Source organism: Streptococcus sp. DD10 (assembly GCF_001578805.1).
In the GTDB taxonomy this organism is placed as follows: Bacteria; Bacillota; Bacilli; order Lactobacillales; family Streptococcaceae; genus Streptococcus.
The window spans coordinates 95,413-113,358 of sequence record NZ_KQ969158.1 but is presented as its reverse complement, the minus strand read 5'-3'; the positions used below and the strand labels follow the sequence as shown (position 1 = coordinate 113,358).

Sequence of the window (17,946 nt, the reverse complement as noted above, 5' to 3'; positions counted from 1 at the left end):
ATCAATAGCAAAATAATACGATTTTATTAGACAGTTCATATAATTACAACTATCAAACTTTTTGCATAAATACATATCTTATGCATATTTATAAAAAATAAACTTATCAAATCTAGGTGCTTGACAAATATAAATTATTACTGATATGGAAAAATTAACTGATAAACCCTAACTAATAGTGACTATAAGGATACAAGATTGGGCTCTTCCCCCCTCCTAATAACTGCCAACTCTTAGGATGTTATTGCCCAATAGTGGAGAGATGCTAACACTTTTTTCTCTCTCTTTTTTTTGCTATAATAGAAGGAGATTATCTTCTTGAAATGAGAGGAAGTATGAAAGAAAGTAAAGAGTTCAACCAAGTTATTGATGTCCTGATGTTAGCGGGGACTTTATTATTACGTAGCGGTGCCGAAATTTACCGTGTCGAAGACACCATGGTACGCATTGCCCACTCCCAAGGGATTCAAGATTGTAATGTCTTAGCCATGCCAGCGGCTATCTTTTTTTCTATTGAAAATACAAACATCTCGCGAATGAAACGAGTAACTTCATCAGCCTATAATATCGAAAAGGTCTGTGATGTTAATCAGGTCTCTCGGCAGTTGGTTGCTGGAGAAATCAGTCTAAACGAAGCTGAAATTGCCTTGAAAAGGTTACAAAAAAAGGATTCCCCTATAGTGAAAAAGAAATCACGCTCGCTGCAACCCTCAGCGCTCCATTTTTTTCCATCATGTTCGGAGGAAATCTATTCGATGCTTTAGGAGCTGGAGTTGCGACTTTTTTTGCCTTTGCTTTTTCTCTCATCGTTCAACGATTTATTCATATTCCCTTTGTAACGGCTTTTGCGGGAGCTTTTGTCTTTGGATTAATTGCACAGTTTTGGGCTCACCACCTCAACCTCAATTCTAGTGCAGAGCTGATTATTGCTGGTTCCGTTATGCCTTTTGTACCTGGAATCGCCTTGACAAACTCTGTTCGAGACATCATGACAAATCATATTAATTCTGGAATGAGCAAGATGTTTGAGTCTCTTTTGATTACACTTGCCCTTGGAGCTGGAACTTCTGTCGCTCTTTTACTAATCAACTAGGAGGACAGGATGAGTCTATTATTACATGCCATAGCAAGCTTCATTGCCATCGTCACCTTTCTCATTGTACTAAATGTGCAGCGTTCTGTACTCATTCCGGGAGGATTCCTTGGAATGGCAACTTGGCTTCTCTACTTACTACTTAGAGAACCTACTAATGTTATCATTGCTACTTTTGTAGCTGCTATTATAGGCTCTTGTCTAAGTCAAATTCTTAGTATCTACTATAAAACCCCTGCTGTTGTTTTTATTCTTGCCATCTTGGCACCACTTGTACCCGGATACCTAGCCTATCGTACCACATCTTTTTTTGTGACTGGCAACTATCACCAAGCTGTCGTCAATGCTAGTTTAGTGGTTATTCTAGCCCTAGTCATTTCAATCGGTATGGCGAGTGGAACCGTTATACTTAAAATCTACAACTATTTCAAAAAAAGAACAAAACAATCTTGATTATTTCTAACTTTATCCGTCTCAAGACTGATTTCCTCCTTTCTTGGAAATTTTCTGATAAGTCTCTTGATGAAATGTGATAAAATAGGAGATAGATAATACAAGATATCAAACTAAAAGAGGTTATTATATGACAGTCGGAATCGACAAAATCGGCTTTGCGACAAGCCAATACGCCCTTAAACTGGCTGATTTGGCAAGAGAGCGTGGAGTGGACCCTGACAAATATAGTAAGGGACTTCTACTTGATACACTGAGCATTAGCCCGATTACCGAAGATATCGTGACACTTGGAGCTAGCGCCGCTCATATGATTCTTTCCGAACAAGATTTAGCAGATATTGACATGGTTTTATTTGCTACTGAAAGTGGAATTGATCAGAGTAAAGCTGCTGGTATTTTTGTTCATGGACTTTTAAATATCCAACCATTTGCACGTACCATTGAAATCAAGGAAGCATGCTACGGAGCAACTGCTGCCCTACATTACGCCCAACTTCACGTCACAGCTCGCCCAACCAGTAAGGTATTGGTCATCGCTAGTGATATTGCAAAATACGGAATTGAGTCTTCCGGCGAACCGACTCAAGGAGCTGGTAGCATTGCTATGCTTATCACTCACAATCCCCGTATCCTAGCTTTTAATGACGATAACGTTGCCCAAACACGTGATGTAATGGATTTTTGGCGCCCAAATTATTCTACAACTCCCTTTGTCGATGGAATCTACTCCACTCGTCAATATTTAGAGAGCCTCAAAACAACTTGGGAAGAGTATCAAAGTCGCTACAACCTAACTATGGGAGACTTTGCTGCTTTTACTTTCCATCTCCCTTATCCGAAATTGGCTCTTAAAGGGTTAAAAAAACTACTTGACAAGACTGTCGCTCCGCTTGATAAAGAACGATTGACAGAGGCCTTTATGGATTCTATTCTCTATAGCCAACAGGTAGGAAATATCTATACAGGTTCACTCTTTCTCGGTCTACTATCTCTCCTCGAAAACAATGACAAACTAAAAGGAGGAGATCGAATTGGGCTATTTAGTTACGGAAGCGGTGCTGTTGCAGAAATCTTTAGTGGCACATTAGTCCAAGGATATAAGGACATGCTCAATACTGACCGTAAAAAACAGCTTGAACAACGTCAGCTCCTTTCTGTCAGCGAGTACGAACAACTATTCTTTGAAGAAAGTAAATTGGACAACACTGGAAGCCAAATCTTTAAAGAGTACAACAAGCAGATGTTTGCTCTCACTGCTATACATGAACACAAACGCCACTATGAAAAGGTAGAAAAATGAACAGGAACTGGTCTGGATTTTCAAAAAAAAATCCCCAAGAAAGACTACACATACTAAAAGAAAATAATCTAGTGTCAGAAGATATTTGGAAAATCTTGCAGGAGAATTCTGGTTTGCCTCTTTCTACTGCTGACCAAATGGTAGAAAACCTTATCGGTACATTCTCTCTTCCTTATAGTCTAGCGCCCAATTTTCTCATCGATGGAATGGACTACACCCTTCCTCTAGTAACAGAAGAACCATCCGTTGTTGCTGCAGCTAGTTTTGCTGCAAAAATCATCAAACGATCTGGCGGATTTCTAACAACCGTTCATAAGCGAGAAATGATTGGTCAAGTAGCTCTATACCATGTAAAAGATATCTCATTAGCAAAAGAAAAAGTCCTGTCTAATAAAGAACTACTCCTCTACCTAGCTAATCAAGCCTACCCTTCTATTGTCAAGCGTGGAGGGGGAGCTAGAGAGCTTTGGATCGAAGAAAAAGCAGGTTTCCTTATCTGTTACCTATCAGTCGATACCAAAGAAGCTATGGGCGCTAACATGCTCAACACGATGCTAGAAGCTCTAACCTATAAATTAGAGGAGTTGACTGATGGAAAAAGTCTAATGGCTATCTTATCCAATTATGCGAGTAATTCCCTTGTCACCAGTCAATGTCACATTGATTTTCGTTATCTTAGTCGTCATAAAGAAGAAGCAGACAAGTTGGCTTTAAAAATAGAATTGGCCAGTCAACTAGCACAAGCCGACCCTTACAGGGCTGCTACCCATAACAAGGGAATCTTTAACGGTATTGATGCGCTTGTGATTGCAACAGGTAACGATTGGCGTGCCATCGAAGCAGGATGTCATGCTTATGCATGTAAAGATGGTGCATATCGTGGCTTATCTCTTTGGAAAGCTGACTTTAACAAACGGATTCTCCATGGACAGTTAACTCTTCCCATGCCTATCGCTACCAAAGGAGGATCCATCGGCTTAAATCCTACCGCCCAAGCCAGCCATGAACTTTTAGGAAACCCAGATGCCAAAAAGCTTGCTACCATTATCGTATCACTTGGTTTAGCACAAAACTTTGCTGCCCTAAAAGCTCTCATCAGTACAGGAATTCAGGCTGGACATATGAAATTACAAGCCAAATCCCTTGCCCTACTTGCAGGTGCGAAAGAAGATGAAATGCCACTCCTTGTTGCAGCATTATTAAACGATCAACCTTTCAACCAAGAAAAGGCTCAAGCTATTTTAACGAATTTACGCCAACAAAAAAACGATTAAGCAGAATACTCGCCTAATCGTTTTTTACTTTACTATTTTTAGTAGCTTGTGCTAATTTCCCATATAAAAGATAATCAATTTCACGAAGCTCTTTCAGATTTTTACAGGATAGAGCACACATAATGATTCGAATATCCTTTTTCCAATTCTCTATTATTTCAATTATCTGCTCTACAGGATACTTCGTTGTAAGTTCTAAAATTGTCCGTGAAAGTCCGACTGCTTTTGCTCCTAAAACCAAAGATTTTACAATATCTAATGGATTTCGAACACCACCACTTGCTAAGATTTCTACTCTATCTACCCAGTCAGAGGCATTTAACAATGTTTGAACAGTAGACTGCCCCCAATCATTTAGATAATCACGATTACCACCACGGCAGTTCTCAATATAGGCAAAACTCGTTCCACCACGTCCCGAAATATCAAAAGTCTGAATTCCCAAGTTACTAGCTAGTTCAATCGTACGAATATCCATACCAAAACCAACTTCTTTTAAAACAACTGGAACAGGAAAATTTCTAGCATATTCAGCTAAATGTTGCTTCCAATCATGAAAAACCCTCTCTCCTTCAGGCATAAGAAGTTCTTGCATGAGATTAACATGCACCTGTAAAAATATAGGATCCATTTCCTTTACAGTCCGAAGCCCCATTTCTATTGGCTTGTCAATCCCAAGATTGGTCGCAAGAAGTAAGTTTGGATGGCTATTTCTTACCGCAAAAGATTGATCTTCAGAATTTTTTAATGCCGCACTGTAAGAACCTGTTACAAAGAGAATTCCGCATTTTTCGGCAATCATGGCTAGCTTACGATTGATTACTTCTGCCTGCTTACTTCCACCTGTCATCGCATTGATATAAAAAGGATACTCCCAATCTCTGCCAGCAAAGTAAGTTGAAAGATCAATTTCTTCCAAGTCATATTCAGGAAGAGAACGATGAATTAACTCAATTTCATCAAAACTATTATAGTTTGACTTTTGTTTCAAAGCATAATAGATATGCTCATCTTTTCGATTCATTTAAACCCATCCTTTCTTTATAAAGAAGGGTAATGCCTTCCTTTTCCCAACGCCTCAATAATTCAGTTGTACTGGATGAATCAAAACTAAGGGCAATGCCACAGTCTCCTCCACCTGCTCCACTTGATTTTGCAATAACATCTAAATTTATTTCTGACTCCTTTAATCTAGCTAGTCGTTTCGTATAGATTTGAGGGCTAAGGCTAATTAGGAGTTGACTAACCTCTTCCACTTTATGTTTAACAATCTTCTTATCCCCTAGCGAAATCGCCTCCCGAAGGAGCAAGACAGCTTTTTGTGTTTTTGCTAAAAAATCCGAATAGATAGCAGATTTTATCTGACGAACTAAGTCACTTGAAATTGCAGGTTCTTCTGTCCACCCTACTAAAAAATCACAAGTTAATTTATTTTGAACAGGTTCAATCACGTAGCCCCACTCCAAGTCTAACAGACCAAGTAAGTCCCATTTTGTCATCTCTTTTGCTATCCTATCACGACAAAAAGACTGATAATAAACTAGCTGTTCATATGCTATACAAGCCAAATCTCCCATAGACCCATTATCTCCACGACGAATCAAAACAAGAGATGAAAGCCGAAAGAGCAAATCTGGAGACAAGTCAAACTGGTAAAGACTCGCCATAGCCTTAATGGTGAGCACTACTACACTTCCGCTTGAACCAATTCCAAACTTTTTTCCATCTCTTTCAAACTTACCTGTAAGAGATAGGTGCAAAGGAAGTGTCCGTTTTCCGTTCAAAAACAGAAACTCTTCCATCACAGAAATCGTCTCCTGTATCAAACTATAATCCGCCTGAGGTTGCATCGTAACACTAAAATCAAATAAATCAGACTGAATAAGATACTCCTCTGCAAACTGAATCTCTGCTTGCATATAGATGGGAATAAAAGCGATTAAAGCACTTTGTCCTGGTGTCAAAACTGAGTATTCCCCTGCTAAATAGAGTTTGCCTCCGGTTTGAACACGTAACTTAGTCATGATTCAATTCCTTAGTTTTTGACACAATAACACGATAATTCTGTTTAAAAAGCGGAACCAAACGATCTAGATCTTCTTCTAGACACAGCACCTTTACATTCGGTCCTGCATCCATTGTAAAATAGCATTGCTCTCCTTTTTTTCGTAACTGTTTCACAAAATCCATCGCCTGGTAGCTTTCTTCTGTCAAGTAGGAGAAAGATGGGCTAGCTGTCTCAGTTGTAGAATGCATCAGAAGGGCATTCTTTTCCGTTAATTCACCGACTTTTTTGAACTCATTGTTCTTTAGGTAAAGAAGCATGTCTTGATAATCTTGTTCGGATTGCCGCACCCAATCTTCAAAATTGGTAGAAGTTTCCATACACCGTTTCATACCTTCACGACTAGAAATTGATTTTTTTTGATCATTTAAAACCAACATAATCATTGCTAATTTCAAATCAGTCTGAACTTGAAAGATTTGTCCCGTTTCCTTATCCCATCCAGCTATTGGTCCAAAGAAAGAACGCGAGGATGAACCTGAAGCAAATTTAGCTCGTTGAGCTAATTCTCCTTGATTCAAACCTAGTTGATAATACTCATTACAAGCCAATACAAGAGCAGAAAGACCACTTGAACTGGAAGATAGGCCCGCTGCGGTTGGCATATTATTGTGTGTATCGATACGAACAAAACCAGTTTCATCCGCAGGCTTAAACTGCTCAATAACAGATCCAATTTTCTCTTGTTCAGCGAGGCTTTGTAAGGTACCATCCAGATAAAAAACATGTGATTTTGCTTCTGAATCCAAGGGGCTTAGCTGAGTCTCTGTAATCATATTTTCCAGCGTTAGAGAGATTGAACTGGTTGAAGGAACCATTTTCGTCGTATCTTCTTTCCCCCAATATTTGATAATAGCTATATTAGCATAAGAACGAATTTTTACAGGCTTTCTATCCATATATCTTTTGCTCCTTTTTCTCGCAATCGTTCAACAATTTCCTTAGCTTTTTTTTCATCTTCAGCTAAAGCAATGATACAACCTCCTAGACCACCACCACTCATTTTAGCTCCAAGAGCACCTGCGTTTTCAGCCGTCTCAACCAAACAGTCCGCCTCAGGACAAGACACCCCAATGCTAGCCAACTCACGATGGCATGCTGAAAGTGCCTTACCTAATCCACTTAAATCTTTCTCAGCAATCGCTTGTTCCACTTGATTAGTTAATTGACCAATTACACGAAGGTGAGATAAAGCTTCTTGACCATTTTCCTCTACTTTTTGTATCGCTTCCCTTGTATGACCATAAATTCCTGTATCCGCAATAATCAATTTAGCATTTAAATCTATCGCTAACTCGGAAAAACCTACATTTCGAATAAATTTGATAGCTCTATCACTTAAACAAGTCTTAGCATCTAAACCACTAGGATTCATATGGGCAATCATTTCAGCCCGATTCACCAAGGTTTCCAATAAACTAGCATCTAAATCCTTTTTAAAATAATCAAACACTGCTCGAATAGCTGCGATACTGACTGCTGCAGATGAACCCATTCCACGCTTCTCAGGTATCATAGACGAAATTTGACATCGAATCTTAGCTCCCTCAAGCCCTAAAGACTCTAAAGAAACAAAAACAGCCATAGACAAAGTATCCGCTTCAAATAATTCCCAAGATTTAGTGGCAGGAACAATTTGACAAGTTACTTCAATATTCTTTAAAGGTAAAGCAATCGCAGGATAACCATAGACCACCGCATGCTCCCCAATTAAAATAATCTTACTATGGGATTTACCAACACCCTGACCATACAACATTGCGATTTACCACTTTCTACTACATGTCTTTCTTTTTCCATTATAAGGTAATTTTACAAAAAAAGCGATTGAAAGATTCTTTCATTCATTTATAAAGAAAAAATAAAATGATACTCAAGTAATCCATACAAAACTATTCTTCACAGCTTTTAATACTGCCCACTATCAAAAAGCTAAAATCTCCCTAGACAAAGAGGACGTAAATATTGCTCTTCTCCCAAACCACGACTTAACAAACCTTCATAAGCAATTCTTAAAATATCCGTCGCAAATATTTCCATATCTAATTTCTCCTTTTCCGTTAGCAACTTCTTTGAAAACTGCCGACGAAGTGCAGGATAATTTCGACCATAAGTAAGGAAAAAAGGGCAAGATTCTAAATATTTTTCTACCTCTTCCAACACCACTAATAATCCTAGGTGAAAAGCAGCTGGTGCAAACGTTCGATCTAGAGGTTGCGTACAAACACTCCGAAATTCCACTGTTCCCCTAGTTGTCAAATCCTGGTATTGATAACTTCGATGAAAATCAAAATCTTGAACCTCAGGTTCCAAAAGGACGACATTCCCATTTAAATCATATGCTTCAAATGGTCCCATATCTAGATAGTCAGTGGCTCGTATCGGTTCAAAAAAATAAGTTTTCTCCCCACGTTTGGCAGTAAAGATAGCTGACTGATCTAAATAGGTAAAAAATTCATCTTCTGTCTTAAAATCAACTGGGTTAACTCCAACATTTTCTTTGAAAATTCCATGCATTGATCCTTCCCAAAAAAAGTCACGACTAATTTTAAGATCCCAATCCTGCCCCCAAAATTCTGAATTAGCAAATAAGAAAGCTTTTAGAGGCTCCAACTGATTAAAAGCATTTATGACATGAAGGTAATTTTCTCTAGAAACATCAAGCTGAACTTGACTACCACAAATAAAACTCCCATAATCATAATAATCGTGTAAATCTTTATGATTTTTATTCAATGCTAAGGATAAATAAGACATGAGCATCTCATATCGAGGAGACTTAACAGCGTGATTATCATTTATTTGCCAATTAGGATTTACTCCCCATCCCTGAATCTCATGATGATTTTTTTCAAGTATCTCCTGAATGCGATCAAATAAGTCAAGAAACCGTTTTTCCACTTCATGAATAGCAGAAACTGGAGCAAAGGCAAACTCTATTGTGGTATATGACACTTCAAATAAAATCCGATCACCCGTTTCAGGATTTAGTAATTGTATAGGATTCCCATCCTCATCGATCTTTTCTACAACCATACTCTGAGCTAGTGTCTTCATTAGTTCAGTCGTTACTTTTATACTCGTTGGATTTCCCATTTTTTCAACAATTGGAAACTCTAACTCTACACCAATTAAGAGACTCGGATCTGGCTTAATATGAGACAAATAACGATTTTTAAGTAAATCAACTGAGGTTAACATAGTCTACTCCTTTAGATTCTCTTGTTTTATTATAACAAATTCAGAAAAATATTCATATAACAAAACGCCTGCTTACGAAATTGTTTCTAAACAAAGCAATTTCGTAAACAAGCGTTCACATCATTTACAATATGATGAGTGTTCCCGCTAGGAAAAACCTAGCGGTAGACCAGAGCTAGACTAAGAGGACGAGCCTCCATCATCATAACACTCAACAAAATTGATGAACTTAAACTAATTCAATGATTGCCATTGGGGCAGCATCACCACGACGTGGTTCAGTTTTAAGGATACGTGTATATCCACCATTACGTTCAGCGTAGCGAGGTGCAATTTCTGAGAACAATTTTTGAAGTGCTGTAGTAGATGTATACTTATCAGTAGCTTCATCATAATTTTCTGATGCAATTTCGTTACGTACAAAAGCAGCTGCTTGACGACGAGCATGCAAATCACCACGTTTACCAAGGGTAATCATTTTTTCAACTGTTTTACGGATTTCTTTAGCACGAGCTTCAGTTGTTACGATTGATTCATTGATCAAAAGATCTGTAGTCAAATCACGAAGCATCGCTTTACGTTGTGAGCTAGTACGACCTAGTTTACGGTAAGCCATGAGTTCCTCCTTTTATTATTTCTCTTTTAAGCCTAGACCAAGATCTGCAAGTTTAACTTTAACTTCTTCCAAGCTCTTGCGGCCTAAGTTTCTTACTTTCATCATTTCCGCTTCAGATTTTTCTGTCAAATCAAACACCGTATTAATACCGGCACGTTTCAAACAGTTATATGAGCGAACTGATAGATCCAATTCTTCGATTGTACGTTCTAGAACACGATCATCTGAACTTGATTCTGCCTCTTTCATTACTTCAGCTGAAAGTGCAATTTCTGTTAGATTTGTAAATAAATCTAGATGTTCAGTCAAAATACGTGCGGATAAACCTAGAGCGTCTTCTGGAATAATGGTTCCATTAGTCATGATTTCAAGGGTTAGTTTGTCAAAACCATCATTGCTACCAACACGAGCTGGCTCAACTTGGTAATTAACTTTGGACACTGGAGTATAGATTGCATCTACTGCTAATGTCCCCACCGGAGCATCATCTTTTTTATTTTCGTCAGCTGGTACATACCCACGACCTGTATTAACAGTCATCGTAGCTCTAAAACTAGCACCTGCCCCAATCGTAAATAGATAATGGTCTGGATTTACAATTTCAATATCACTATCTGTCAAGATGTCACCAGCTGTAATTTCAGCAGGTCCTTCAACATCTAGTTCAATTATCTTTTCGTCTTGGACGTAAGATTTTACAGCAATGCCCTTAAGATTCAAGATGATTTGCATCACATCTTCACGAACACCTGGAACTGTATCAAATTCGTGGAGTACACCTTCAATGTTGATTGAAGTAATAGCAGCACCTGGAAGTGAAGCAAGAAGTACACGACGAAGTGAGTTTCCAAGAGTTGTACCATAACCACGTTCAAGTGGTTCTACTACAAATCTGCCATAATCTTTATTTTCATCAATTTTTGTTATATTTGGTTTTTCAAACTCAATCATTTAGTTACTACTCCCTCTTAAAACGAAAAGCTGTGTAGGTTATGATTATACACGGCGACGTTTTGGAGGACGAGCACCATTGTGTGGTACAGGAGTCACATCGCGAATAGCGGTTACTTCAAGACCAGCGGCAGCAAGAGCACGAATAGCTGACTCACGACCAGAACCTGGACCTTTTACAGTAACTTCAACTGATTTAAGACCGTGTTCTTGTGCAGATTTAGCAGCAGCTTCAGAAGCCATTTGAGCCGCAAATGGTGTAGATTTACGAGAACCTTTAAAACCAAGTGCTCCAGCTGATGACCAAGCAATTGCATTACCATGCACATCAGTAATCATAACAATAGTGTTATTAAATGTAGCGTGAATATGAGCAATACCAGATTCGATATTCTTTTTCACACGACGTTTACGTGTTGGTTTAGCCAATTTTTTTACCTCCTATATTATTTTTTCTTACCTGCAATCGCAACAGCTTTACCTTTACGAGTGCGCGCATTATTTTTAGTGTTTTGTCCACGAACAGGAAGTCCACGACGATGACGAATTCCACGGTAAGAACCGATTTCCATCAAACGTTTGATGTTCAAGTTTACTTCACGACGAAGGTCACCTTCAACTTTAATTGCATCAACTTCACGACGAATAGCATCTTCTTGATCACTAGTCAAATCACGAACACGAATATCTTCCGAAATCCCCGCAGCAGCAAGAATTTTTTTAGATGTAGGAAGTCCAATACCATACACGTAAGTAAGTGAAATTACTACACGTTTGTCATTTGGAATGTCAACTCCAGCAATACGAGCCATATTTTCTCCTTTCTATCTTAACCTTGACGTTGTTTGTGTTTTGGATTTGCAGGACAAATTACCATAACACGACCATTACGACGAATTACTTTACAGTATTCGCAAATTGGTTTGACCGATGGTCTTACTTTCATTTCTTATGCCTCCAAGTTTTTCGACTATTTAAAGCGGTATGTGATACGTCCACGTGTTAAGTCATATGGACTCATCTCCACAGTAACACGATCTCCCGCTAAAATACGAATATAGTTTTTACGAATTTTACCAGAAACTGTTGCTAAAATCTGATGTCCATTTTCAAGTTCAACCGTAAACATAGCATTAGGCATGGTATCAACTACTTTGCCTTCTACTTCAATCACATCGTCTTTTGCCACGCAAAAGCACCTCCCTAAATTTCGATTTTTCCCTCCAGAAGCAGAGGGAACAATTATAAGTCAGACTAATTCATTCTAACAAATTTTATTAGATATTGCAAGCCTAAAAACCTTTTATTTCAAATTTGTCAAGACTTTTTTTATGTCAGCGAATACATCATTGATATCTTGATTTCCTTGAATATCGTGAACCAACCCTTTTGCACGATAATGTTCAATAATTGGTTCTCCTTGTGCAATATTAACATCTAAACGGCGCTTGACCGTTTCTGGTTTATCATCTTCACGTTGGTAGTAGTCTTCCTCTTTATAGTCAATTGGCGGGTTAAAGACTTTATGGAAAGTTTCACCCGTTTCTTTATGGATAATACGACCACTCAAGCGTTCAAGTAAACTATCCGGATTTACCTCAATATTAATAACTCCTTCAAGTTCTAGATCCAATTCCGATAAAATTTGATCTAAGGCATGTGCCTGTTCAATTGTACGAGGAAAACCATCCAACAAAAAGCCCGTTTCCTTAATATCCTCTTGAGCTAGTCGTTCTTTGACGATACCATTCGTAACATCGTCTGGCACCAATTCTCCTTTGGAGATATAGCTCTTCGCTAAAATTCCCATTTCAGTTTCATTTGCCATAGCTGCCCGAAACATATCACCAGTAGAAATGTGAGCAACATTGAAAGTTTCTACAATTTTTGCTGCTTGTGTTCCCTTACCAGCCCCTGGTAGGCCCATAATCAATAGGTTCATATTAAATCTCCTTTACCTTCTTTCACTATCCATACCCCTATACTTGATAGAAACATAGATAAAATTTTGAAAGTTCTTTTTTGTTTTTAAATGAAAGTAGAATAATGTATTCCACCCTCATTAAAAAACAAAATAGAGGGAGTAAGACGGAACTACCTTTTAGTCTTGTCTTACCCCCGCAAAGATGATTTGTATTTCTTCCAAGTTTAAAAGTCTTGTTAGAAACAATCAACTACTGCGCTATCAGTGTTTTTTTAAAAATCATCTATCTACTCTGAAGTTTTATTTCAAAATAGATTCTATTCTGTTGTATTCATAAAGCCAGTATATTTCCTCTTTAAGAGATAGCCTTCTAGCTGCTTCATTCCATCAATACCTGTTGAAATAATGATCAGAAGACTGGTTCCTCCTAGAGCAACGATATCTGTCAAGCCAAATGCATCGCGAGCAATGATTGGTAAAATAGAAATAAAGCCAAGGAATAAAGAACCTACCGCTGCTAATCGTCGTAAAGTTACAGACATAAACTGCTCTGTTCCCTTACCTGGTCGCACACCCGGTATATATGCACCACTCTTTTGAAGGTTTTCAGCGGTCTTCTCAGGATTTATCTGTACAAAAGTATAGAAGAACGTAAAAAGTATAATCAATAGAGCATAAATGGCGATTCCACTCGGATTGGCAGTATTAAAAATATTCTGTAAAGTGCGAATCCAAGTTGCTGATGGGTTACTAGAACCTAAGAATTGTAGAATCGCTGGCGGTGCTGCTGTGATAGAAGAAGCGAAAATTACTGGTATAACCCCTGCTGGATTAACCTTTAAGGGAAGATAGGAGCTAGACGGCGCCCCTTGTGCAACTTTAGTATACTGAATTGGAATTTTATATTCTGCTTGTTGCACATAAGTTGTAAAGAAGATGATTGCCAAAGCAACAAGAGTGAAAATCCCTACAAATACGAGAGAAGATTGGAATCGTTCACTAGGGACGTTGACAAAATAATCAACATAGATACTTTGAATCATCTCTGGTATTGCGGAAATAATCCCTGCAAAGATAATCATAGAAACGCCATTACCATATCCCTTATCGGTAATTAAATCACCTAACCAGGTTACAATCATAGAACCGGTTGTCAAAATAGCACCAATCAAAAGATAGGTTTGTAAGTTTGGAGTTGATACCAATTGTGCACTTGACAATGTCTGAAAACCAGCTGTAATCGTAATAGACTGGACAAAGGCCAAAGCTAGGGCGATATAACGAGTAGCTTGATTTAACTTTCTTCGGCCAACCTCACCTTGTTTTCCCCATTCAACAAATTTAGGAACGATATCCATTTGTAAGAGTTGAACAACGATGGAAGCAGTAATATAAGGACTTACCCCTAAAGCGAAAACAGAAAAGTTTCTCATAGCATTTCCTGATACTAAACTAAGCATATTCAAGAAAGAGAGGTTACTCAGCGCTTCAAGGCTTCGAGCATTAATACCTGGTACTGTAATATGAGTACCAATTCGAAAGACAAGTAAGATAAAGATTGTAAATAAAATCTTCGAACGTACTTGTTTTACTTTCAAGGCTTCTTTCAATGTTTTTAGGAACATAGGCCACCCCGCTTATTCGATTAGATGACTTCTACTGAACCGCCTTTAGCTGTAATAGCTGCCTCAGCTGATTTTGAGAATTTGGCTGCTTTCACAGTCAATTTCTTAGTCAACTCACCATTACCAAGAATTTTAACGCCTGATTTTTCAGCTTTTACAATTCCAGCTTCAATTAAAACAACTGGAGTTACTTCAGCTCCATCTTCAAATACGTTCAATTGTTCAAGGTTTACAATCGCATATTCTTTAGCGTTGATGTTTGTAAATCCACGTTTTGGAAGACGACGGAACAATGGAGTTTGTCCACCTTCAAATCCTGGACGTACGCCACCACCGCTACGAGCTTTTTGACCTTTTTGACCACGACCTGAAGTTTTACCATTACCAGATGAAGTACCACGACCAACACGGTTGCGGACTTTACGAGAACCTTCAGCAGGTTTCAATTCATGAAGTTTCATTTTTTCTCCTCTTTTGTAAAATGCTAGCGCTCATACAGGGAAAAAGGTGTTCCCTGTACAAACTCGCCTATACATATATTTAGTTTTAGGGGATGAGAACTTTCTCACATCCCCTAATATTATTAGTTTACTTCTTCAACAGTTACTAAGTGAGATACTGCAGTAACCATACCACGGATTGCAGCGTTATCTTCTTTGATAACTGAGCTATTCAATTTACCAAGTCCAAGTGCTACAACAGTTTTACGTTGTGACGGGATGCGTCCGATTGGAGACTTCGTCAAAGTAATTTTAATTTGAGCCATTTTATCCCCTTTCTTATGCCAAGTCAGAAACTGAAATACCACGAAGAGCAGCTACTTCTTCAGCACGTTTCAATTGTTTCAAACCTTCCACAGTTGCGCGAACAATATTAATTGGAGTATTTGAACCAAGTGATTTTGATGTGATGTCAGCAATTCCAGCCAACTCAACAACAGCACGAACAGCACCTCCAGCGGCAACTCCTGCCCCTTCAACAGCTGGTTTCAACAATACTTTCGCTCCACCAAATTCTGAACGAACTTCGTGAGGGATAGTTGTACCTACCATTGGTACTTCTGTTAAGTTACGTTTTGCATCATCGATTGCTTTACGAATAGCTTCTGGTACTTCTTTCGCTTTACCAGTACCAAATCCAACACGACCATTACGGTCACCTACAACTACAAGAGCTGCAAAGCGAAGACGGTTACCACCTTTAGTAACTTTAACAACACGGTTAATAGCAACTACGCGTTCTTCAAGTTCTACTGCATTGTCTTTAAATGCCATTTTATAGTGTCCTCCTATTAGAATTTCAATCCGTTTTCACGAGCTGCATCAGCCAAAGCCTTCACACGTCCGTGATATAGATATCCACCGCGGTCGAACACCACTTCAGAAATACCTTTAGCAACTGCACGTTCTGCAACAAGTTTGCCGACAACAACGGCTTGTTCAGTTTTAGTTCCTTTTGAAACTTCTTTGTCAAGAGTTGAAGCACTTGCGAGCGTTACACCCGCTACGTCATCAATCACTTGAGCGTAGATGCCTGTATTAGAACGGAAAATGTTCAAACGTGGGCGATCAGCAGTTCCAGAGAGTTTTCCGCGAACGCGACGGTGGCGTTTTTGGCGGAGTTTATTTTTATCTGGTTTAGAAATCACAGTTTTCACCTCTTAATTTTTAAATTGCGTGCTTAAGCACAAAATTGGAAAATAGATGGGTGGTTATAAAATAACCACACAACATTATTTACCTGTTTTACCTTCTTTGCGGCGAACAAATTCACCAACGTAACGAATCCCTTTACCTTTATAAGGTTCTGGTGAACGAAGGCTACGTACGTAAGCAGCTGTTTGACCAACTACTTCCTTTGAAATTCCACTAATCACAATTGTAGTTGGGTTTGGAAGTTCAAAAGTAATTCCTTCTGGAGCTTCAACTTCGTCTGGATGTGATTTACCAACAGCCAAAACAAGTTTTGTTCCTTGAAGCTGAGCACGGTATCCAACCCCACGCATTTCAAGTTCTTTCTTGAATCCTTCTGAAACACCAACAACCATGTTGTTCAAAAGGGCACGAGTAGTTCCGTGGATTGTTTTCATTTCTTTTGAATCGTTTGGACGGTGAAGAGTTACTTCAGTTCCTTCCACACGGATTTCAATATCTTTTGAGAACTGACGAGTCAATTCTCCTTTAGGTCCTTTAACAGTTACTAGGTTGTCATTGTTAGTGAGTTCAACACCAGCAGGCAACACGATAACTTTATTACCAATACGTGACATGTAGTTTTTCTCCTGTTAGATTGTCAGGCCTTTAAGGCCAGTTTTCACGGGGGGATTATGATACAAAGGACGTAGACAAAGTAAAAATAGGAAAATCGGTGACGGCTCGATGAGCCAAGACGATATTATCTTTTTACACAGCTTTCAGTCCGTATTCAATTAGTTCTTCAACGAGCTTTGTATCTTAATTTGAGTTCGAGCTAAGAATTTGGTGAAAAAGATAAGTTTGTCTTGGAGCATCGCTCCTGCTACAAACTTTCTATTTTCACTGCATTCTTTTAACGCTCTCACATCATCAATTACCAAACGTAAGCGATAACCTCACCACCAACGTTCTTTTGGCGTGCTTCTTTATCAGTCAACAAACCTTCAGAAGTTGAAAGGATGGCAATTCCAAGTCCATTAAGAACTTTTGGAAGATCTTCACGTTTTTTGTAAACACGAAGTCCTGGTTTTGAAACACGTTTCAAGTTAGTGATAACTTTTTCACCGTTTGGTCCGTATTTCAAAAATACACGGATGATGCCTTGTTTGTCATCTTCAATGATTTCAATGTTTTTTACAAAACCTTCGCGTTTAAGGATTTCAGCAATCCCTTTTTTGATGTTTGATGCAGGTACTTCAAGCACTTCGTGCTTAGCTTGGTTCGCGTTACGAATACGTGTTAGGAAGTCTGCGATTGGGTCAGTCATAACCATTTTAAATTTCTCCTCTTACTAGTAGTTTGCAAGACGCACTTGCTAGTTAATACATGATACAAAGAGCGTAACAGCAAGAGCAAAAATAGGCAATTTGATGCAGGAGCGATGCTCCAAAGATAATTGGTCTTTTTTGCCAAGGCTGTAGCTCGTGTTCAAATCGGAAAACCCAACTGAACTCGGGCTAAACTCTGTGTGAAAAAGATAAACTTTCCTAGAAACTCCAGTTTCTTCGTCAAGTTTCCTATTTTCACTTGGAGTTTTGACGCCCTTGATATCTTAAATTACCAAGATGCCTTAGTGACACCAGGGATTTGACCTTTGTATGCTAATTCACGGAAGCAAACACGGCAAAGTTTAAATTTGCGGTAAACTGAATGTGGACGGCCACATTTTTCACAACGAGTGTACGCTTGTGTAGAGAACTTCGCTGGACGTTTGTTCTTAGCAATCATTGATTTTTTAGCCATTAGA

General features: G+C 38.6%; 23 protein-coding genes and 1 pseudogene. 4 read left to right on the top strand and 20 right to left on the bottom strand.

What is annotated here, in order from left to right; genetic code table 11:
- The first annotated feature begins 335 nt into the window (after positions 1–335).
- The 4 genes and pseudogenes from STRDD10_RS03625 (at position 336) to STRDD10_RS03610 (ending at position 4,123) form a co-directional block, all read left to right on the top strand.
- Positions 336–1,093: pseudogene (locus tag STRDD10_RS03625) on the top strand (threonine/serine exporter family protein).
- Between the two features lie 9 nt (positions 1,094–1,102).
- Positions 1,103–1,546, top strand: a complete 444-nt coding sequence (locus tag STRDD10_RS03620; RefSeq protein ID WP_067193202.1) for a threonine/serine exporter family protein — start codon at positions 1,103–1,105, stop codon at positions 1,544–1,546.
- Positions 1,547–1,676: 130 nt separating this feature from the next.
- Positions 1,677–2,849: a hydroxymethylglutaryl-CoA synthase gene (locus tag STRDD10_RS03615; protein WP_067193200.1), complete on the top strand. Its 1,173-nt coding sequence runs from the start codon at positions 1,677–1,679 to the stop codon at positions 2,847–2,849.
- Entirely contained in the window at positions 2,846–4,123 is a 1,278-nt protein-coding gene (locus STRDD10_RS03610) for a hydroxymethylglutaryl-CoA reductase, degradative (protein WP_067193198.1), read from the top strand. Before STRDD10_RS03615 ends, STRDD10_RS03610 begins: the two co-directional genes overlap by 4 nt.
- A gap of 13 nt (positions 4,124–4,136) precedes the next feature.
- Here the strand turns inward: STRDD10_RS03610 and fni are convergent, their stop codons facing one another.
- The 20 genes from fni to STRDD10_RS03515 form a co-directional block, all read right to left on the bottom strand.
- Positions 4,137–5,147 (bottom strand): type 2 isopentenyl-diphosphate Delta-isomerase, encoded by a 1,011-nt coding sequence (gene fni, locus STRDD10_RS03605; RefSeq protein WP_067193196.1) that lies wholly within the window; start codon positions 5,145–5,147, stop codon positions 4,137–4,139.
- Positions 5,131–6,147 carry a phosphomevalonate kinase gene (locus STRDD10_RS03600; protein WP_067193193.1) on the bottom strand — a complete coding sequence of 339 codons (1,017 nt, stop codon included), beginning with the start codon at positions 6,145–6,147 and terminating at the stop codon, positions 5,131–5,133. The genes fni and STRDD10_RS03600 overlap by 17 nt, the downstream gene beginning before the upstream one ends.
- Positions 6,140–7,087, bottom strand: a complete 948-nt coding sequence (gene mvaD, locus STRDD10_RS03595) for a diphosphomevalonate decarboxylase (RefSeq protein ID WP_067193191.1) — start codon at positions 7,085–7,087, stop codon at positions 6,140–6,142. The genes STRDD10_RS03600 and mvaD overlap by 8 nt, the downstream gene beginning before the upstream one ends.
- The gene (gene mvk, locus STRDD10_RS03590; protein ID WP_067193189.1) at positions 7,069–7,947 is read right to left on the bottom strand and encodes a mevalonate kinase; all 879 of its coding nucleotides are present in this window, start codon (positions 7,945–7,947) and stop codon (positions 7,069–7,071) included. The genes mvaD and mvk overlap by 19 nt, the downstream gene beginning before the upstream one ends.
- A gap of 173 nt (positions 7,948–8,120) precedes the next feature.
- The gene (locus STRDD10_RS03585; RefSeq protein WP_067193187.1) at positions 8,121–9,389 is read right to left on the bottom strand and encodes a glutamate-cysteine ligase family protein; all 1,269 of its coding nucleotides are present in this window, start codon (positions 9,387–9,389) and stop codon (positions 8,121–8,123) included.
- A gap of 229 nt (positions 9,390–9,618) precedes the next feature.
- The gene (rplQ, locus tag STRDD10_RS03580; RefSeq protein WP_000331493.1) at positions 9,619–10,005 is read right to left on the bottom strand and encodes a 50S ribosomal protein L17; all 387 of its coding nucleotides are present in this window, start codon (positions 10,003–10,005) and stop codon (positions 9,619–9,621) included.
- Positions 10,006–10,020: 15 nt separating this feature from the next.
- Positions 10,021–10,956, bottom strand: coding sequence for a DNA-directed RNA polymerase subunit alpha (locus STRDD10_RS03575; protein ID WP_067193186.1), 936 nt, complete (start codon positions 10,954–10,956; stop codon positions 10,021–10,023).
- A 45-nt stretch (positions 10,957–11,001) separates the two neighbouring features.
- Positions 11,002–11,385, bottom strand: coding sequence for a 30S ribosomal protein S11 (gene rpsK, locus STRDD10_RS03570; RefSeq protein WP_001118385.1), 384 nt, complete (start codon positions 11,383–11,385; stop codon positions 11,002–11,004).
- Positions 11,386–11,402: 17 nt separating this feature from the next.
- Entirely contained in the window at positions 11,403–11,768 is a 366-nt protein-coding gene (gene rpsM, locus STRDD10_RS03565) for a 30S ribosomal protein S13 (protein WP_067193185.1), read from the bottom strand.
- Positions 11,769–11,785: 17 nt separating this feature from the next.
- On the bottom strand, positions 11,786–11,902 hold the full coding sequence (rpmJ, locus tag STRDD10_RS10410) for a 50S ribosomal protein L36 (RefSeq protein WP_001808836.1): 117 nt from the start codon (positions 11,900–11,902) through the stop codon (positions 11,786–11,788).
- A gap of 24 nt (positions 11,903–11,926) precedes the next feature.
- Positions 11,927–12,145, bottom strand: a complete 219-nt coding sequence (infA, locus tag STRDD10_RS03560) for a translation initiation factor IF-1 (RefSeq protein WP_001029883.1) — start codon at positions 12,143–12,145, stop codon at positions 11,927–11,929.
- A gap of 114 nt (positions 12,146–12,259) precedes the next feature.
- On the bottom strand, positions 12,260–12,898 hold the full coding sequence (locus STRDD10_RS03555; protein ID WP_067193184.1) for an adenylate kinase: 639 nt from the start codon (positions 12,896–12,898) through the stop codon (positions 12,260–12,262).
- 299 nt (positions 12,899–13,197) lie between these two features.
- A complete protein-coding gene (gene secY / locus STRDD10_RS03550; RefSeq protein WP_067193182.1) occupies positions 13,198–14,505 on the bottom strand; it encodes a preprotein translocase subunit SecY in 1,308 nt (435 codons plus the stop codon).
- Between the two features lie 20 nt (positions 14,506–14,525).
- On the bottom strand, positions 14,526–14,966 hold the full coding sequence (gene rplO / locus STRDD10_RS03545; RefSeq protein WP_067193181.1) for a 50S ribosomal protein L15: 441 nt from the start codon (positions 14,964–14,966) through the stop codon (positions 14,526–14,528).
- A gap of 122 nt (positions 14,967–15,088) precedes the next feature.
- Positions 15,089–15,271 carry a 50S ribosomal protein L30 gene (gene rpmD, locus STRDD10_RS03540; protein WP_067193180.1) on the bottom strand — a complete coding sequence of 61 codons (183 nt, stop codon included), beginning with the start codon at positions 15,269–15,271 and terminating at the stop codon, positions 15,089–15,091.
- 13 nt (positions 15,272–15,284) lie between these two features.
- Entirely contained in the window at positions 15,285–15,779 is a 495-nt protein-coding gene (rpsE, locus tag STRDD10_RS03535) for a 30S ribosomal protein S5 (RefSeq protein ID WP_067193179.1), read from the bottom strand.
- 17 nt (positions 15,780–15,796) lie between these two features.
- Positions 15,797–16,153 (bottom strand): 50S ribosomal protein L18, encoded by a 357-nt coding sequence (gene rplR / locus STRDD10_RS03530; protein ID WP_067193178.1) that lies wholly within the window; start codon positions 16,151–16,153, stop codon positions 15,797–15,799.
- An 84-nt stretch (positions 16,154–16,237) separates the two neighbouring features.
- Complete coding sequence (rplF, locus tag STRDD10_RS03525) at positions 16,238–16,774, bottom strand: 50S ribosomal protein L6 (RefSeq protein ID WP_067193177.1); 537 nt, start codon at positions 16,772–16,774, stop codon at positions 16,238–16,240.
- A 299-nt stretch (positions 16,775–17,073) separates the two neighbouring features.
- A complete protein-coding gene (gene rpsH, locus STRDD10_RS03520; RefSeq protein WP_061588602.1) occupies positions 17,074–17,472 on the bottom strand; it encodes a 30S ribosomal protein S8 in 399 nt (132 codons plus the stop codon).
- 284 nt (positions 17,473–17,756) lie between these two features.
- Positions 17,757–17,942 (bottom strand): type Z 30S ribosomal protein S14, encoded by a 186-nt coding sequence (locus STRDD10_RS03515; protein WP_001085697.1) that lies wholly within the window; start codon positions 17,940–17,942, stop codon positions 17,757–17,759.
- Between the last annotated feature and the right edge of the window lie 4 nt (positions 17,943–17,946).

Excerpts from the sequence above, each read along its gene's own strand:
- STRDD10_RS03620 (WP_067193202.1), top strand. The coding sequence starts at position 1,103 with ATGAGTCTATTATTACATGCCATAGCAAGCTTCATTGCCATCGTCACC.
- STRDD10_RS03615 (WP_067193200.1), top strand. The coding sequence starts at position 1,677 with ATGACAGTCGGAATCGACAAAATCGGCTTTGCGACAAGCCAATACGCC.
- STRDD10_RS03610 (WP_067193198.1), top strand. The coding sequence starts at position 2,846 with ATGAACAGGAACTGGTCTGGATTTTCAAAAAAAAATCCCCAAGAAAGA.
- fni (WP_067193196.1), bottom strand. The coding sequence starts at position 5,147 with ATGAATCGAAAAGATGAGCATATCTATTATGCTTTGAAACAAAAGTCA.
- STRDD10_RS03600 (WP_067193193.1), bottom strand. The coding sequence starts at position 6,147 with ATGACTAAGTTACGTGTTCAAACCGGAGGCAAACTCTATTTAGCAGGG.
- mvaD (WP_067193191.1), bottom strand. The coding sequence starts at position 7,087 with ATGGATAGAAAGCCTGTAAAAATTCGTTCTTATGCTAATATAGCTATT.
- mvk (WP_067193189.1), bottom strand. The coding sequence starts at position 7,947 with ATGTTGTATGGTCAGGGTGTTGGTAAATCCCATAGTAAGATTATTTTA.
- STRDD10_RS03585 (WP_067193187.1), bottom strand. The coding sequence starts at position 9,389 with ATGTTAACCTCAGTTGATTTACTTAAAAATCGTTATTTGTCTCATATT.
- rplQ (WP_000331493.1), bottom strand. The coding sequence starts at position 10,005 with ATGGCTTACCGTAAACTAGGTCGTACTAGCTCACAACGTAAAGCGATG.
- STRDD10_RS03575 (WP_067193186.1), bottom strand. The coding sequence starts at position 10,956 with ATGATTGAGTTTGAAAAACCAAATATAACAAAAATTGATGAAAATAAA.
- rpsM (WP_067193185.1), bottom strand. The coding sequence starts at position 11,768 with ATGGCTCGTATTGCTGGAGTTGACATTCCAAATGACAAACGTGTAGTA.
- rpmJ (WP_001808836.1), bottom strand. The coding sequence starts at position 11,902 with ATGAAAGTAAGACCATCGGTCAAACCAATTTGCGAATACTGTAAAGTA.
- STRDD10_RS03555 (WP_067193184.1), bottom strand. The coding sequence starts at position 12,898 with ATGAACCTATTGATTATGGGCCTACCAGGGGCTGGTAAGGGAACACAA.
- secY (WP_067193182.1), bottom strand. The coding sequence starts at position 14,505 with ATGTTCCTAAAAACATTGAAAGAAGCCTTGAAAGTAAAACAAGTACGT.
- rplO (WP_067193181.1), bottom strand. The coding sequence starts at position 14,966 with ATGAAACTTCATGAATTGAAACCTGCTGAAGGTTCTCGTAAAGTCCGC.
- rpmD (WP_067193180.1), bottom strand. The coding sequence starts at position 15,271 with ATGGCTCAAATTAAAATTACTTTGACGAAGTCTCCAATCGGACGCATC.
- rpsE (WP_067193179.1), bottom strand. The coding sequence starts at position 15,779 with ATGGCATTTAAAGACAATGCAGTAGAACTTGAAGAACGCGTAGTTGCT.
- rplF (WP_067193177.1), bottom strand. The coding sequence starts at position 16,774 with ATGTCACGTATTGGTAATAAAGTTATCGTGTTGCCTGCTGGTGTTGAA.
- rpsH (WP_061588602.1), bottom strand. The coding sequence starts at position 17,472 with ATGGTTATGACTGACCCAATCGCAGACTTCCTAACACGTATTCGTAAC.
- STRDD10_RS03515 (WP_001085697.1), bottom strand. The coding sequence starts at position 17,942 with ATGGCTAAAAAATCAATGATTGCTAAGAACAAACGTCCAGCGAAGTTC.